12 protein-coding genes and 1 tRNA gene are annotated in these 16,129 nt (G+C 35.7%); 9 read left to right on the top strand and 4 right to left on the bottom strand.

The window, feature by feature from the left end:
• The first annotated feature begins 30 nt into the window (after nt 1-30).
• From DRF57_RS13905 to DRF57_RS13930, 6 genes are all read left to right on the top strand, one after another.
• Nucleotides 31-2,436 (top strand): 3-hydroxyacyl-CoA dehydrogenase/enoyl-CoA hydratase family protein, encoded by a 2,406-nt coding sequence (locus DRF57_RS13905; protein WP_047496308.1) that lies wholly within the window; start codon nt 31-33, stop codon nt 2,434-2,436.
• 39 nt (nt 2,437-2,475) lie between these two features.
• Nucleotides 2,476-2,829: a four helix bundle protein gene (locus DRF57_RS13910; protein ID WP_047496033.1), complete on the top strand. Its 354-nt coding sequence runs from the start codon at nt 2,476-2,478 to the stop codon at nt 2,827-2,829.
• 90 nt (nt 2,830-2,919) lie between these two features.
• Nucleotides 2,920-4,098: a thiolase family protein gene (locus tag DRF57_RS13915; protein WP_047496036.1), complete on the top strand. Its 1,179-nt coding sequence runs from the start codon at nt 2,920-2,922 to the stop codon at nt 4,096-4,098.
• A gap of 116 nt (nt 4,099-4,214) precedes the next feature.
• A complete protein-coding gene (locus DRF57_RS13920; RefSeq protein WP_084084461.1) occupies nt 4,215-5,990 on the top strand; it encodes an acyl-CoA dehydrogenase family protein in 1,776 nt (591 codons plus the stop codon).
• 157 nt (nt 5,991-6,147) lie between these two features.
• Entirely contained in the window at nt 6,148-6,483 is a 336-nt protein-coding gene (locus tag DRF57_RS13925) for a YegP family protein (protein ID WP_047496041.1), read from the top strand.
• 80 nt (nt 6,484-6,563) lie between these two features.
• Complete coding sequence (locus DRF57_RS13930) at nt 6,564-7,010, top strand: phosphohydrolase (RefSeq protein ID WP_047496311.1); 447 nt, start codon at nt 6,564-6,566, stop codon at nt 7,008-7,010.
• Here the strand turns inward: DRF57_RS13930 and DRF57_RS13935 are convergent.
• Both DRF57_RS13935 and DRF57_RS13940 read right to left on the bottom strand, forming a co-directional pair.
• Nucleotides 7,007-7,723, bottom strand: a complete 717-nt coding sequence (locus tag DRF57_RS13935) for a DUF2490 domain-containing protein (protein ID WP_047496044.1) — start codon at nt 7,721-7,723, stop codon at nt 7,007-7,009. The two genes, DRF57_RS13930 and DRF57_RS13935, sit on opposite strands and share 4 nt — an antisense overlap.
• 72 nt (nt 7,724-7,795) lie before the next feature.
• Nucleotides 7,796-9,607 (bottom strand): TonB-dependent receptor plug domain-containing protein, encoded by a 1,812-nt coding sequence (locus tag DRF57_RS13940; protein WP_115919143.1) that lies wholly within the window; start codon nt 9,605-9,607, stop codon nt 7,796-7,798.
• Nucleotides 9,608-10,256: 649 nt separating this feature from the next.
• Between DRF57_RS13940 and uvrA the strand changes: the two genes are divergently transcribed.
• Both uvrA and DRF57_RS13950 read left to right on the top strand, forming a co-directional pair.
• Nucleotides 10,257-13,049 carry an excinuclease ABC subunit UvrA gene (gene uvrA, locus DRF57_RS13945; RefSeq protein WP_084084940.1) on the top strand — a complete coding sequence of 931 codons (2,793 nt, stop codon included), beginning with the start codon at nt 10,257-10,259 and terminating at the stop codon, nt 13,047-13,049.
• 434 nt (nt 13,050-13,483) lie between these two features.
• Nucleotides 13,484-13,555, top strand: a tRNA-Arg gene (locus tag DRF57_RS13950).
• Nucleotides 13,556-13,729: 174 nt separating this feature from the next.
• On the opposite strand, the gene DRF57_RS13955 is transcribed toward DRF57_RS13950, so the two are convergent.
• Complete coding sequence (locus tag DRF57_RS13955; RefSeq protein WP_123863326.1) at nt 13,730-14,719, bottom strand: hypothetical protein; 990 nt, start codon at nt 14,717-14,719, stop codon at nt 13,730-13,732.
• 371 nt (nt 14,720-15,090) lie between these two features.
• On the opposite strand from DRF57_RS13955, the gene DRF57_RS24265 reads away from it, so the two are divergent.
• Nucleotides 15,091-15,231 (top strand): bacteriocin-like protein, encoded by a 141-nt coding sequence (locus DRF57_RS24265; protein ID WP_428170286.1) that lies wholly within the window; start codon nt 15,091-15,093, stop codon nt 15,229-15,231.
• A gap of 539 nt (nt 15,232-15,770) precedes the next feature.
• On the opposite strand, the gene DRF57_RS13960 is transcribed toward DRF57_RS24265, so the two are convergent.
• Complete coding sequence (locus DRF57_RS13960) at nt 15,771-16,112, bottom strand: hypothetical protein (protein WP_084084467.1); 342 nt, start codon at nt 16,110-16,112, stop codon at nt 15,771-15,773.
• Nucleotides 16,113-16,129: the final 17 nt, after the last annotated feature.

Consider the following 16,129-nt stretch of genomic DNA (forward strand, 5'->3'; position numbering starts at 1 on the left):
TACGACCTTATTAAAAATAAAAATTTACATATGAAAAGAAGAATCAAACATGTAACGGTTCTTGGTTCAGGAATTATGGGAAGCGGTATCGCAGCTCACTTCGCCAACATCGGTGTTGAAGTGTCACTTTTGGATATTGTTCCTTTTGAACTGACTGAAGCTGAGCAGAAAAAAGGTTTGACCAAAGATGACAAAGTAGTAAGAAACAGAATTGCTACCGAAAACTTTGAAAAACTGAAAAAAGCAAGTCCTGCACTTCTTTATTCTCCAAAGTTTGCAGATAGAATCAAAATAGGAAACTTCGATGATGATCTACAGAAAATAAAAAATACAGACTGGATCATTGAAGTAGTGGTAGAAAGACTTGATATCAAGAAATCGGTATACGAAAAGATTGAACAGTTCAGAAAGCCGGGTACATTGATTTCTTCTAATACATCCGGTATTCCGATCCATTTCTTAACAGAAGGAAGAAGTGAGGATTTCAAAAAATATTTTGCTGGAACACACTTCTTTAATCCGGTAAGATATCTTCCTCTTTTAGAGATTATCCCTACCAATGATACTGATCCTGAGATTATAGATTTCTATATGAATTATGGAGCTAAATTCCTGGGTAAAACTACCGTTCTGGCAAAAGATACTCCAGCATTTATCGCCAACAGAATTGGTGTATTTTCTATGATGGATCTTCTTCATAATGTACAGAAATTAGGATTAACGGTTTCTGATGTAGATAAATTGACAGGTCCTGTCATTGGACGTCCTAAATCTGCAACATTCAGAACCGCTGATGTAGTAGGTCTTGATACATTGGTAATGGTAGCAAACGGAGTTCGTCAAAGCGGCGCTGAAGCTAACGATTTCAATGATGTATTTGCTCTTCCGGGTTATATCCAGAAAATGATGGATAATAAATGGTTAGGATCAAAAACAGAACAGGGCTTCTATAAAAAAGTAAAAAATGCTGAAGGTAAATCTGAAATTCACGGATTAAACCTTGATACTTTAGAATACGAACTTCAGGGAAAATCTTCATTCCCTACCCTTGAGCTTACAAAAGCGATCGACAAACCAATCGACAGATTCAAAGTATTGATCGGTGGTAAAGATAAAGCGGGTGAATTGTACAGAAAATCTTTAGGAGCACTATTCGCTTACGTTTCTCATAAAGTTCCTGAAATTTCTGACGAGGTTTACAAAATTGATGATGCTATGAGAGCCGGTTTCGGATGGGAAAATGGCCCGTTTGAGATCTGGGATGCCGTAGGAGTAGCAAAAGGTACAGAGCTGGCAAAAGATGCGGGATATGAAGTTTCAGACTGGGTAAAAGCTTTAGCCGACAAAGGAGAAACCTTCTATAAAGTAAATGATGAAGGACAAAGTATCTTTTACGACAAAAACTCAGGAAACTATAATAATATTCCGGGACAAGATGCTTTTATCATCTTAGATAATATCAGAAAGAACAAAACAATCTGGAGTAATTCAGGAGCTGCTATTGAAGATTTAGGAGATGGAATCATCAACTTTGAGATCCGTTCCAAAATGAACTCTCTTGGAGGCGAAGTTCTTGACGGCTTAAACAGAGCAATTGATTTAGCAGAAAAAGAATACGATGGACTGGTTGTAGGAAACCAGGGTTCTAACTTCTCTGTAGGAGCTAACCTTGCGATGATCCTTATGATGGCTATTGAGCAGGATTGGGATGATTTAAATATGGCGATCGCCTACTTCCAGAAAACAATGATGAGAGTAAGATACTCCTCTATTCCTGTAGTAGTTGCTCCTCACGGAATGACTTTAGGAGGTGGTTGTGAAATGACCATGCATGCAGACAGAGTGGTTGCCGCAGCAGAAACATACATCGGACTGGTAGAAACCGGAGTGGGTGTAATTCCTGGAGGTGGTGGTACAAAAGAACTTACCCTAAGAACTTCAAGAGAATTCCATAGCGATGACGTTAAAAACAACAGACTTCGTGAAGCTTTCATGAACATTGCTATGGGTAAAGTAGCCACTTCAGCGTACGAAGCTTACGATATGGGAATCCTTGAAAAAGGTAAAGATATCGTTTCAGTAAGCAAAAACAGACAGATTGCAGAAGCTAAAAAGGTAGCAAAACTATTAGCGGAACAAGGATATACCCAGCCTATCGAACAAAGAGTAAAAGTATTAGGTAAAGATGCACTAGGAATGTTCTATGTAGGAACAGACCAGATGCTTACCGGAAACTATATTTCTGCTCACGACAAGAAAATTGCAGATAAACTGGCCAATGTAATGGTAGGTGGAAATCTATCTGAACCAACAGTAGTTACCGAACAATACTTACTGAACCTTGAAAGAGAAACATTCTTATCCCTTTGCGGAGAAAGGAAAACCCTTGAAAGAATCCAGTACATGTTGCAGAATGGAAAACCGTTGAGAAATTAATTTGTATAATGTCGGTTGTAAAATGTAAAAAGTATTGACATGCACAACTTTAGAGAACTAGAAGTTTGGAAAAAATCAATTATGCTGTGTAAGCATTATTATTTAATTTCCAAGGATTTCCCTAAAGATGAATTGTTTGGATTAACATCTCAATCAAGAAGAAGTTTATATTCTATTCCTTCAAATATTGCTGAAGGAGCCGGAAGAGACAGTAATCCTCAATTTTGTCAGTTCTTAAACATTGCATTAGGTTCATCATTTGAATTTGAAACTCAGGCTATAATCAGCAATGATTTAGGTTTTATAAAGGAAAATGACTTTGAATTACTAATGACCGAAATCAGACATATTCAAAATATGATAATTAAATTAAAACAAAATTATTCAAAATAGAATTGTACAAAGTACAGTGTGGGTATATAAAATCTTGTAACAAGTACAGCCGACATTTTACATTATACATTTTACAAAAATTTATAAAAAATGAAACAAGCATATATAGTAAAGGGTTTTAGATCTGCCGTTGGAAAAGCTCCAAAAGGAAGTTTAAGATTCACAAGACCTGACGTCATGGCAGCTACCGTTATTGAAAAATTAATGGCTGAGCTTCCGCAATTAGATAAAAACAGAATTGATGACCTTATTGTTGGGAATGCTATGCCGGAAGCTGAGCAAGGGCTTAACGTGGCACGTCTGATCTCCTTAATGGGGTTAAATACAGACAAAGTTCCGGGAGTAACCGTTAACAGATACTGTGCTTCAGGAAGTGAAGCTATTGCTATTGCTTCAGCAAAAATTCAGGCCGGAATGGCTGATTGTATTATTGCCGGGGGTACAGAATCTATGTCTTATATTCCAATGGGAGGTTACAAACCGGTTCCTGAAACGGATATTGCAAAGACTAACCCTGATTACTACTGGGGAATGGGTTACACCGCTGAAGAAGTAGCCAAGCAATATAATATCACAAGAGAAGAGCAGGATCAGTTTGCTTTTGAATCTCATGTAAAAGCCTTAAAAGCTAATCAGGAAGGAAAATTTGTCAATCAGATTGTTCCGATCCCGGTAGAATATAATTTCCTGGATGAAAATCAGAAAATGCAGACTAAAAAGTTCGATTTCTCTGTAGACGAAGGTCCAAGAAAAGACACTTCTTTTGAAGGGTTATCAAAATTAAGACCTGTATTTGCCAACGGAGGTAGTGTAACTGCCGGAAACTCTTCTCAGATGAGTGACGGAGCTGCTTTTGTAATGGTAATGAGTGAAGAAATGGTGAAGGAATTAGGATTGGAACCGGAAGCAAGACTGGTAGCTTATGCAGCTGCAGGACTTGAACCGAGAATCATGGGAATGGGACCTATTTATGCGATTCCAAAAGCGTTAAAACAGGCAGGTTTAGAATTAAAAGATATTGACTTGATTGAACTTAATGAAGCTTTCGCTTCTCAGTCTGTTGCTATTAAAAAAGAACTGGGCCTAAACCCTGATATTTTAAATGTAAACGGAGGGGCAATCGCTCTTGGGCATCCACTGGGATGTACAGGAACCAAGCTTACCGTTCAGCTTTTAGACGAAATGAGAAAGCGTGGCAACAAATACGGAATGGTTTCTATGTGTGTAGGAACAGGGCAAGGTGCTGCTTCAATTTTTGAATTGCTGTAATTGTACAATGTCGGTTGTATAATGTATAAAGTAATAAGACTTACAAAATAATACCCTAAGAAAAGTACAATGTACATTTTACATTATACTTTTTACAAAAAATAAAAAAAACAAATATGGCTACATTAAAAGGCGGGGAATTCCTAATTAAACAAATTCCTGCAAACGAAATTTTCAGTATTGAAGAACTGAACGAAGAACAAAAAATGCTTCGTGATTCTGCAAAAGAATTTATTGACAGAGAGGTGGTTCCTCAAAAAGAGCGTTTTGAAAAGAAAGATTATGCATTAACTGAAGAAACAATGCGTAAATTGGGTGAAATGGGAATGCTCGGGATATCTGTTCCTGAAGAATACGGAGGTTTAGGAATGGGCTTTGTAACGACCATGCTTGCCTGTGATTACATTTCCGGGGCTACAGGATCATTAGCAACAGCTTACGGTGCTCATACGGGTATTGGAACTCTTCCTATCGTTCTTTATGGAACTGAAGAGCAAAAGAAAAAATACCTTCCGGACCTGGCAACAGGAACAAAATTCGGAGCTTACTGTTTAACGGAACCGGATGCTGGTTCTGATGCCAACTCAGGAAAAACAAGAGCTAAACTTTCCGAAGACGGAAAACACTATATTATCAATGGTCAGAAAATGTGGATCTCCAATGCAGGATTTGCAGATACATTCACATTATTTGCTAAAATTGATGATGATAAAAATATCACAGGTTTTATAATCAACCGTTCTGAACTTGAGAATCCTGAAAGCTTAACTTTCGGTGAAGAAGAACATAAGCTAGGTATTCGTGCCTCTTCTACCCGTCAGGTATTCTTCAATGATATGAAAATTCCTGTAGAAAATCTTTTAGGAGAAAGAAACAACGGTTTTAAAATTGCTTTAAATGCACTTAACGTTGGCCGTATCAAATTAGCGGCAGCTTGTTTAGATGCACAGAGAAGAATTTTAAACCACTCTATCCAATATTCTAACGAGAGAAAGCAGTTTGGAGTTTCTATTTCAACTTTTGGGGCGATCAGAAAGAAAATTGCTGAAATGGCTACCGGTGTATTCGTAAGTGAAGCTGGTTCTTACAGAGGGGCAAAGGATATTCAGGATAAAATTGATGAATTGGTTGCTGGCGGAATGGATCATCAGGCAGCTGAGCTGAAGGGTGTTGAAGAATTCGCTGTAGAATGTTCAATCCTTAAAGTATTCGTTTCTGACCTTGCACAGCACACTGCTGATGAAGGAATCCAGGTATACGGAGGAATGGGATTCTCTGAAGACACTCCAATGGAATCTGCATGGAGAGATTCAAGAATTTCAAGAATCTATGAAGGAACGAACGAAATCAACAGATTGTTAGCAGTAGGAATGCTTATTAAAAGAGCAATGAAAGGTGAATTAGACCTTTTATCTCCTGCAATGGCAATCAGCAAGGAGTTAATGGGAATCCCTTCATTTGAAGTTCCTGATTATTCAGAATTTATGAGTGAGGAAAAAGCAATTATCGCAAACCTTAAGAAAGTTTTCCTAATGGTTTCAGGAGCTGCTCTTCAGAAATATATGATGGATATTGAAAAACAACAACATTTATTATTAAATGCCTCTGAAATCCTTAACCAGATCTATATGGCAGAATCTGCGGTATTAAGAGTTGAGAAACATTTCTCTCCTGACTCTGTACAAGCTGCAATGGCTCAGCTAAACCTTTACAAGGCTGTTGAGAAGATCATCGTTGCTGCTAAAGAAGGAATTATTTCTTTTGCTGAAGGTGATGAGCAAAGAATGATGCTTTCAGGATTAAGAAGATTTACAAAATATGCTAATCATCCAAATGTAGTGGCCTTAACTGAAAAAGTAGCGGCTCATTATATTGAAAAAGGAGCTTATTAGTCTTTTATAACATAAATTTGATTCAAAACGTCCCATTTTGGGGCGTTTTTTATGCTTATATACAAATTATAAAATATCAATAGAATCTTAAAAAGTTTTGGAATTCAATATTTTTTCCTAATTTTATTTATAAACTAATACCTTAAAATAAATACTTATGGGAAAATTCGTTATTTCAAAAAGAACAAACGGTGAATTTCAATTTAACCTTAAAGCAGGAAACGGACAGGTAATCTTAACAAGCCAGGGATACAGCTCAAAATCTGCCTGTGAAAACGGAGTAGAATCTGTGAGAACCAATTCTCAGGATGATACAAAGTATGAAAGAAATAAGGCTAAAGATGACAGATGTTATTTTAATCTTAAAGCTGGAAACGGACAGATCATAGGATCAAGTCAGATGTACGAATCTGAAAACGGCATGGAAAACGGAATAGAATCCGTAAAAAACAATGCTCCACATGCCTCTTTGGATGATGAAACAAATTTGTAAAAAACATCTGAAATATTCTCAACAAAATGTCTTATCTTTTTAAGGCATTTTTTATTTTTGTATTCTATTTTTTCAGAAAAATGACAAAAGAAGATTTATTACATAAAGCTATTAAAATAGCAAGCAAAGCACACAAAGGGCAAACTGATAAGTACCATGCTCCCTATATTGCTCATGTGATGCGTGTCATGGAATATGGCAAAACACTGGATGAAAAAATAGTGGGTGTACTGCATGACGTTGTAGAAGATCATCCACTGGAGTTCAGCCTGGATTATTTAAGAACCGAAGGTTTCCCGGAATATATCATTTTCGCGATCAGCTGTCTTACCAAGTTTGATCCGGAAGAAGATTACGACGAATTTGTAAAAAGAACCGAAAGATCACCACTGGCTGTTGCAGTAAAGTTAAATGACCTTCGGGACAATATGGACCTTAGAAGAGTAAACAGGGAACTTAGCCCTAAAGATATCAAAAGGTTTAATAAATACCTGAAAGCCTATCATTATCTGATAGACAAGTATTAATCGGCACCCGGGAAATCGTAAGTCTTCACGTGATGATCCGTACCGTCAATATTGATATTCAGGGCAAGGTAGATGAAGTGTAAGTTTTTATTTCCTTTAGCTTCAAATTCACGCTGCCAAAGATACCCGGTTAGAACTCCAAAGTATTCATCGATCTGATAGCCGAAACCGCCATATACCCTATTTCTGGCGAAAGTAGGCTTCATAGGTGATACAAGGAAAATTTCATCATAGGCATTGGCAAAAACAGTTCCTTTCTTTATTGTTTTAGCATTTAAAGGGACACTGACATTCAAACGGTAGCGGTAACGCATCCTTTGAGAGGTTTTATCGATCTGCGGTTCATAAAACCAGCTTTTTTCTACACGAAAACGGTTTTCAAATTTTACGATACCTTTTTTTAAGTCGATTACATCCTGAAGCCATACCCTGAATTCTTCTTTGCTTAAGCTATGGTCTTTATAATTGACATATCTTCCAAGTCCTACAAAAGGTTTATGATTCTTGGTAAGGTTATACCCTAGCCCACCTTTTATTTCGTAATAATCGGGGTAAGTATAATCTTCGTTACCACGAAGCTGCCCTTCTGCATATATGAAAAATTTGGGATGAAACTTGTAGGTTAAAGTCACAGCATTGAAGCTGGAAAGATGCTCCTGGGCTTTATATAATGTAATACTTAAAAGTAGACTTAGACTTAAAAAAAGTTTCATAAAAAAATTTTTGCAAATGTATATTTTTTAACAATTTGTTAATATTAACTTTAATTCACATTAGATTAACAGCTACTTAATATTAATAGTGTAAGAAAACCCAATATGGAACCATCTTTGAGGCATTTCCACTCCAAAAGCTTCTGTATATTTTGTATTGGTGATATTATTGACCAGAACGTAGACTGAAAAGTCTTTTTGGGTAAAGTTTAATTTGGCATCCAACAAGTTATATGTTCCCAGACTCACTCTTTCATTATATCTGTAAACCAGTTCATTGGTGAAATTTTTAAGGAATTTTGTCTCTAATCTGGCTACCACCTGATGTTTCAGATTATCAAGAATATATCTTGAAACAAACTCATTATTCTCTTTGTATTTACTATCCAGGAAAGTATATCCTACAGAATATCTCAACCAATCATTTACTTTGTGATTCACTTCAGCTTCTATTCCTTTTATTTTAATTTCACCAACATTTTGGGCATACCAAACTTTATCGTTGAAATTATTTTTCACCCAGTCTATAGAATTATCGGAATTCCTCATAAATCCACTGATTTTTGCAAGAATCCTGCTGTTTTGAAACTGATATCCAACTTCTGATGAAATGGCATTCTCAGGCTGCAAATTGACATTACCATGTTCGGTTGGGCTTACGTAATAAAGCTCAGTAAATGTCGGAATACGGTGTACTTTTGCAATATTTCCGTAGATTTTATTATTCGCATTGAAATTATAGCCTACGTCAAGTCCCGGATAGAAAAAATTGCCTTCTTTGGAGTAATTGGCCCATGAAATCCCCGGACTGATATTCAGCTTTTTATCGAGTAATGAAAAATGATGTTCAAAGAAAACCTGGGACACAAAACGGTTGGGGTTACCCAAATTACTGCTTACCAAAAATTCTTTCCTCAGTTCCACGCCAACTCCGGTTGTTCCCAACCCCCACTGATAACTGGAATTCACTTCTCCCCCTACATTATTTCCAATATGCATATTCCTGTAAAAAGAAGGATTCTGTCTGTTATAAAGGTACATATCCTGCCCTCTTCTCCAATATACATTAGAATTAAGCTTCAACTTTCCAAAAGTTTGCTGATGGGCCAAACTTACAATGGATGCCTGGGTTTCCTCATACTGTTCTGTAGCACTTTTAGAAGCATAAAATCCATTGGCTCCGAATTTCTTCTCAGAAAAACCCGCCTGAAGTTTAAGATCTCCGTTTTTAATCCCCATCCGGCCCTGATAAAATACATTCCTGATTTCATAATCAGTATTGTACATATATCCTTGGGAAGAAGCTGAATTAGCCTGAAGCGCGTTTGAAAACTTTTCATTTCCCAACTGCGCATTGAAACCTAGACCATATGTTTCATAATCTCCACCATCAGCACTGATTTTCACCCGATTTCCGGGATTTACTTTAGTGATAATATTGATCACCCCCGCATAAGCATTCTGACCAAATCGTCTGGCAGCGGGACCTTTGATAACTTCTATTTTTTCTACATCTGCTAAATCTACCGGAATATTCATGTTGTTGTGCCCGGTTTGGGAATCATTCATTCTGATCCCATTCAGCAATAATAAGACCTGTTCAAAAGAACTACCCCGAAAGCCGATATCACTCTGCACCCCGTTGGCTCCTCTCCTCCTGATATCCATACCTGAGACCTGCTGAAGAATTTCATCAATACTTCTGGCCGCAGAATGGGCAATATCTTCTTTTGTGATGACACTGATATTCTGATTGGCACTTTTATAAGGTGTAGAGATAAATTTCCCCTGAAATTCAATGCTTTCAATATCTGTCGTATTTTCCTGTGCCTGTACCCAAAGCAGTGATCCCAGAAAAAAAGCACTTCCTATCTTTTTGATCATAACGTATCCGTAGTTTTCTTTTATAACAGATTCCAAAAGTAAGGGAGTTCATCAATACAGACAAATGATACTTGTCATAAAAAAAGATGCAGCATGGGGTGCTGCATCTTTTGTTTGAGGGAGTAATTTTTTCTATCTTTTTCTCATTAAATGTGTAACCAGATCTCTGAATAATTTCCTCATCTCTATATTACATATTTATGAATACAATTTTAAATAATTTTTAAACATAAAACAATAGTTGTGTAAAAAAACATAACTAAAATCATAAAATTCCTTAAAATACAATGAAAAATAAATATCCGAAAAGAATAACTCCACTCAAAAATGTTCTATTTTCCTTTTTATCAGTGCATTATTTGGTTTTCAGATGTCTTTTTTCACTTATTCTGCTATTTATTTTGAAAACAAGACAAGCATCGAATTTTCACTAAAAATTCGTAATTTTGTGGGTCTTAATTTTTCAGGAGAAGACATTCTTTTCAACTGTATTTTCTAACAGCATTTCATCCATAATGCGGTTTTATATCAGGAGAATTTAGGAATGAATTTAAAAGTTCAATTGATGACGGTTCCGGAATATTTCGGGGCAAAACACCATTACTGGCAGATTAAATACTGTACAGTTACTTTTATGAATAAACAGAATATGGCTAGTACAACAGAAATAGATATAAAAAAACAGATTTTCGTTAAGAATGCACATCTTAACAATCTGAAACATATAGATGTTCTGATTCCTAAAAACAAACTGATTGTGATTACAGGAGTTTCGGGAAGCGGTAAATCATCTTTGGCTTTTGATACGATTTATGCAGAGGGACAGAGAAGGTATGTAGAAAGTTTAAGTTCTTATGCCCGACAGTTTTTAGGGAAACTGGAAAAACCTAAAATTGATGATATTAAAGGACTGGCCCCTTCTATTGCCATCCAGCAGAAAGTAATTTCTTCCAATCCACGGTCTACAGTAGGAACCTCTACTGAGATCTATGATTATATGAAGCTTCTGTTTGCCAGAATCGGAAAAACTTTTTCTCCGGTTTCCGGAGAGGAAGTGAAAAAAGATTCGGTTTCTGATGTGGTCGATTTTATTAAAGCATCAAAAAAAGATACTCCTTTTTTATTAACTGCACCTCTGGAATATGATGCTGATAATTTTAAGGAAACACTGAATATTTTAAAGCTGGCAGGGTTCACAAGACTTGAAATAAATGGAAATGTAGCAGGAATAGAAGATTTGGAGAGTTTCGGGTTTGTCCCTGAAAAAGGAATGATCATCAATCTTGTGATTGACCGTTTTTCTTATGAAGAAGATGAAAGTTTCTTACAACGGCTTGCAGACTCTATCCAAATGGCTTTTTATGAAGGTCGCGGATATTGTGCACTGAAAAATCCAGACACAGGAGCGGTAAAAGAATTCTCCAATAAGTTTGAACTGGATGGGATAGAATTTCTGGAACCCAATGTTCATTTTTTCAGCTTCAATAATCCTTATGGGGCATGTCCGGCTTGTGAAGGCTATGGAAAGGTCATCGGAATTGATGACGATCTTGTGGTACCCAATAAAACATTATCTATCTATGAAGATGCCGTAGTATGCTGGAGAGGAGAAACCATGAGCGAATGGAAAAAAGATTTCATCAAAAAGGCAGGCGACTTCCCTATTCATAAACCTTATCATCAGTTAACAAAGGAACAGAAAAACTTCCTTTGGAAAGGTGACGGAAGTAATAATTTCCCTTCTATTAATAATTTCTTCAAGATGCTTGAGGAAAACCTGTATAAAATCCAGTACCGTGTGATGCTTTCCCGCTACAGAGGAAAAACATTATGCCATACCTGCGAGGGCTTAAGGCTTCGTGAGGAAACCAGCTGGGTAAAAGTAGACGGGCACAACATCCAATCGATGATTGAGCTTCCTTTGGATGAGCTGGCTCCTTTAATTAATGGATTGCAGCTGTCTGAGCATGACCAGGAAGTAGCGAAAAGACTGTTATATGAAATCACCACCCGCCTGGAATTTTTATTAAAGGTTGGTTTAGGATATTTAACGTTAAACAGAACCTCCAATACACTTTCCGGTGGTGAAAGTCAGAGAATTAATCTGGCAACAAGCTTAGGAAGTTCTTTAGTAGGATCTATCTATATTCTGGACGAACCTTCTATCGGTCTGCATTCAAAGGATACGGAAAACCTGATCGAAGTCTTGAAAAACCTTCGTGACTTAGGAAATACGGTTATTGTGGTAGAGCATGATGAAGATGTAATGAGAACCGCCGATTATATTATAGATATTGGTCCGGAAGCGGGTTATCTTGGTGGAGAACTGGTATTTGCCGGTAATTACAAAGACCTGAAAGATGCAGATACGCTTACTTCAAAATACCTTACCGGAAGGCTGAAAATTGAAGTTCCGACAAAACGCAGAAAAGGGAAAGAATGGATTCATATCAAGGGAGCCCGTCAGAATAACCTTAAAAATATTGATGTAGATATTCCTTTGGAAAGCTTGGTGGTGATCTCCGGAGTTTCAGGAAGCGGAAAGTCTACGCTAATGAAAGAAATCCTCACCAATGATATCCAGATCCAATTAGGAATGGGGGGTAAAAAAGGCGATTATGATTCTGTGGAATTCCCTAAAAAACTGATTAAAAATATTGAACTGATCGACCAAAACCCGATCGGAAAGTCTTCCCGTTCCAACCCTGTAACCTATCTGAAAGCATACGATGACATCCGTGATCTGTTTGCCAAGCAGAAAATATCTAAAATGATGGGTTACAAACCTAAACACTTCTCGTTCAACGTAGATGGCGGAAGATGCGACGAATGTAAAGGTGAAGGGGTGATCAATGTTTCTATGCAGTTTATGGCTGATATAGAACTGGAATGTGAAGTTTGCAAAGGAACGCGTTTCAAAAATGAGATCCTTGAAGTAAGGTTTGATGAAAAGAATATTTCCGATATCCTTCATATGACCGTAGATGAGTCCCTGGAATTCTTTAAAGATAATAATGAAGAAAAGATTGTTACCAAGCTAAGACCTTTACAGGAGGTTGGGCTGGGCTATCTGCAGCTGGGACAGAGCTCTTCTACCCTTTCCGGTGGTGAAGCACAGCGTGTAAAACTGGCATCATTCCTTGTCAAAGGCGTTACAACAGATAAAACCCTGTTTATTTTTGATGAGCCTTCTACTGGGCTTCATTTCCATGATATTCAGAAACTGTTGAAATCCCTGCAGGCACTGATTGATCTTGGCCATTCTGTGATCGTTATTGAGCACCAGCCGGATATTATCAAATGTGCAGACCATATTATCGATATCGGCCCTGAAGCCGGAAAACATGGTGGTGAAGTAGTATTCGCCGGAACCCCGGAAGATCTGGCAAAAAACAAGAAGTCTTATACCGCAAAATATATCAAGGAAAAACTTGAAAACTAACTATAAAACAGAGAGCCAGTGAGCTCTCTGTTTTTTTTATCTCTCTTATTCTATGAACCGGAAAATCCGTAAAACCATACTTATCCACAAAAAATTGTGGATAACTTGTGAATTTTAACATTAAGTTCATATTTCGTATTAGAATTATTTGTACATTTACTATGTAATAATAATCGAAGTGGAAACTTTATTTGCTTTTCTTACTACTATTGAAATTGCAATTAAATTTGAAATAAAAATTTAAGCACAGCATTGTCGGCTGTGCTTTTTATTGTTGTCTAATTAAAAAAATGAGATGTATTATCTACTGAATCCGCTCCTAAAGAGCGGGTTCTTTTATTTTTTAATGGATCAATTAATATGCATCTCCTCCATTCTATCATCCTCAACTTATCAAAAGAGGTTTAAATAATATGTATCTTTATGATTCAAAGGGCCTCATAGTTCAATGGATAGAATAGAAGTTTCCTAAACTTTAGATCCAGGTTCGATTCCTGGTGGGGCTACTTTTAAAATAATGTAGGCATTCTAGTAGTTCTCCTACAGTAAGAAAAAACCACTGCAGTTGCAATGGTTTTTATTTTTATCAACGCAAAGCCAGGAGGCTTTGCATAGCTAGGGTTTATTCTTGTTACAGACTATATCAAAAAATATACGATACTAGAAAGATTCAAGAGTATTTATCTTTTAGGTATAAATTTTTGTAATTTGTCGTCAATGTAATATGATACTTCTCCTTCCCCTTCGCGAACCAAGAAATAAAATTTTAAGTTTTTCCTATCTTCTACATTATACCCTTCCCCCAGATCCTTATCCGTACTGTAGTTAATTTCCTCAATTTTAAAGATTTTCTGTGGTCTGATTAACCAATTCATTGTTAACAAATCTAACACTCCATACAATTCATCATTTGATTCGATGGAATACCCATAGTATTTCCTTTTTATGGAATGCTCAGAATCAATAAAAGCGAAATAACCCTCTGTCTGACTTCTACTATTGCTAATTATATCATTTATGAGTTTTTTTTCTCCACTCATATCTATGAACCCCTGTTCTCCTTCCATAGTTTTGTACTTGAACCAAATCTTATCATTTCCTACATAAACTAAGTCTAAATGTGAATAATCAAAATCTAGATTTTTTAAAGTTTCACCACTTGGTTTTATAACAGCATATCTATTTTCTTTAATAGCGATAGCAAAATCCTCATTCTTATATTTGAATAATTGTGGACAGTAAGTATAAGTACCTGAAAAAGAAAAAATAGCATTATTAACAACATAAAATCCTTTTGAATACTCTTTTCTTATAGGGCTTTTTGTTGATGAATTTTCGAAAATTTCCCAGTTTTGCAAAGACACCTCCATCTCCTTTGTGTTGCTATTTATTTCAAAATAGGCAATATTATTATAGTTCCCTCTTAAGTTTGGTTTGGCAAAATCTAATTGGTAATAGTTAGGCAAAACAACTATTTTATTGTTTTTTGAGTTTAAATACCCCATCCCTTTTTCAGTTTCATAGGGAACTAAATTTTTAAAGTCTGTTGTCTTAATGTTGACAAAATCCTTTTTAATAATGTTTTTAATACTGTCTTCATATTTTTCCTGGGAAAAAATAGAACTACAGATTAAAATAAAAAATGGTAATAGGGATAATTTTCTGGTCATAGTTTTTTTATATAAGGTTCTCATGCTTTTAGACGTTTACAAGTAATGAAAACAAGTATTTTCGGCGCACAAAAGTACAATTAAAATGACAACTCCAATAAAAATTGTAAGTGTATGTACCTTGTGCTGGACGATTATTTTAATACCTGTGGAGATATTTTCAAAAAAGATTAAAACCCAAAAAATGCAGAGGCAGTCATAGTCGACTTGCAGCTTCGTTTGTTGTTAATCCAAAAGCAGTAATTGGGAGTCTTGTTTATCAGACAGTAATGAAAATAATATATAATTTTTGAAAGTTAAAATTTATTAATTTTAACTAGTATGTAATAATTATTTTTGAAATTTGTTCCACAACATAAAATATTTTTAATATGAAAAATTTAAAAAGACTTGAAAAAGCAGCATTAAAAACGATTGTCGGAGGTGCAGATTGTACCAGGCTATGTTTTGTCAATGATAAGTTAACATGCGTTCCCTATAACTCATGTGGTGGTCCCGGACTTGAGCCATAAAAAATTAAAAAGGAGTTGAATAAATTCCTGTCAAGTTTACAAACTAAAACATGTGCAAATTTTCATGAATTTGCGCATGTTTTTATTTAAACACCTAATAATCATTAATATCTCTGAGATCAAGAGCGCTTGAGCTGCCTTTTGTAAAACTTACCCTAGCTGAACTGCCTTCGCAGTCTTTGTAAAAGCTTCTCTTTTACTCATCTGTCAAGGTGGTCTTTATACTGGTAAATATAACTAATTGGTAATAAAAAAATGCCACACGAAAGGATTCGTGCGGCAGCATAGGTTTTTTACTCTATTATACCACTGTTTAGATATTGACCATTTTAAAATGTAAAAACCTCACTTTTTGTGAGGTTTTGTTATAGCAGCTCAAAGTTATAAACTTTGCGCAGCTAGACTGCCTATCAATTATTGTTATTGGTATGCCTACAAAGAACAAGAATTATCAAAGTACCAGTATATTATTTAAATCATTTCTCCAATTGAGCATCTCTGTTAATCTATGCTTCAATAATAAAGTTTGAAATCTTTTACTAAATTCCAGTGCCATCATTAATATCATTTTCTAAATACCCAATGACCCTATTCCAATCTTGGCTTAAATAAAACATTGTAAAATAGTTATTATTTGAAATATCTGCGACTTTTAAAAATTTTTCAGAATAATTTTCTAATCCATTAAGAAGGTGTTGTATTTGCTCTGTCCGTTTGTGATTTTCCTGACGGATGGCTATACCTTTCCTTATATTATAGATGTTAATTAAATGATCTCTTTCAAACGTACCATTACTTAATCTAATTTCATATTCAATGAAATCATCTTTAAGATTGATAGTTTTTTTTATTATATTAAAAATATCTTCTATTGTTTTCATACTCTACGGTTTTATAT

This window comes from Chryseobacterium rhizosphaerae (genome assembly GCF_003385455.1).
Classification (GTDB): Bacteria; Bacteroidota; Bacteroidia; order Flavobacteriales; family Weeksellaceae; genus Chryseobacterium; species Chryseobacterium rhizosphaerae.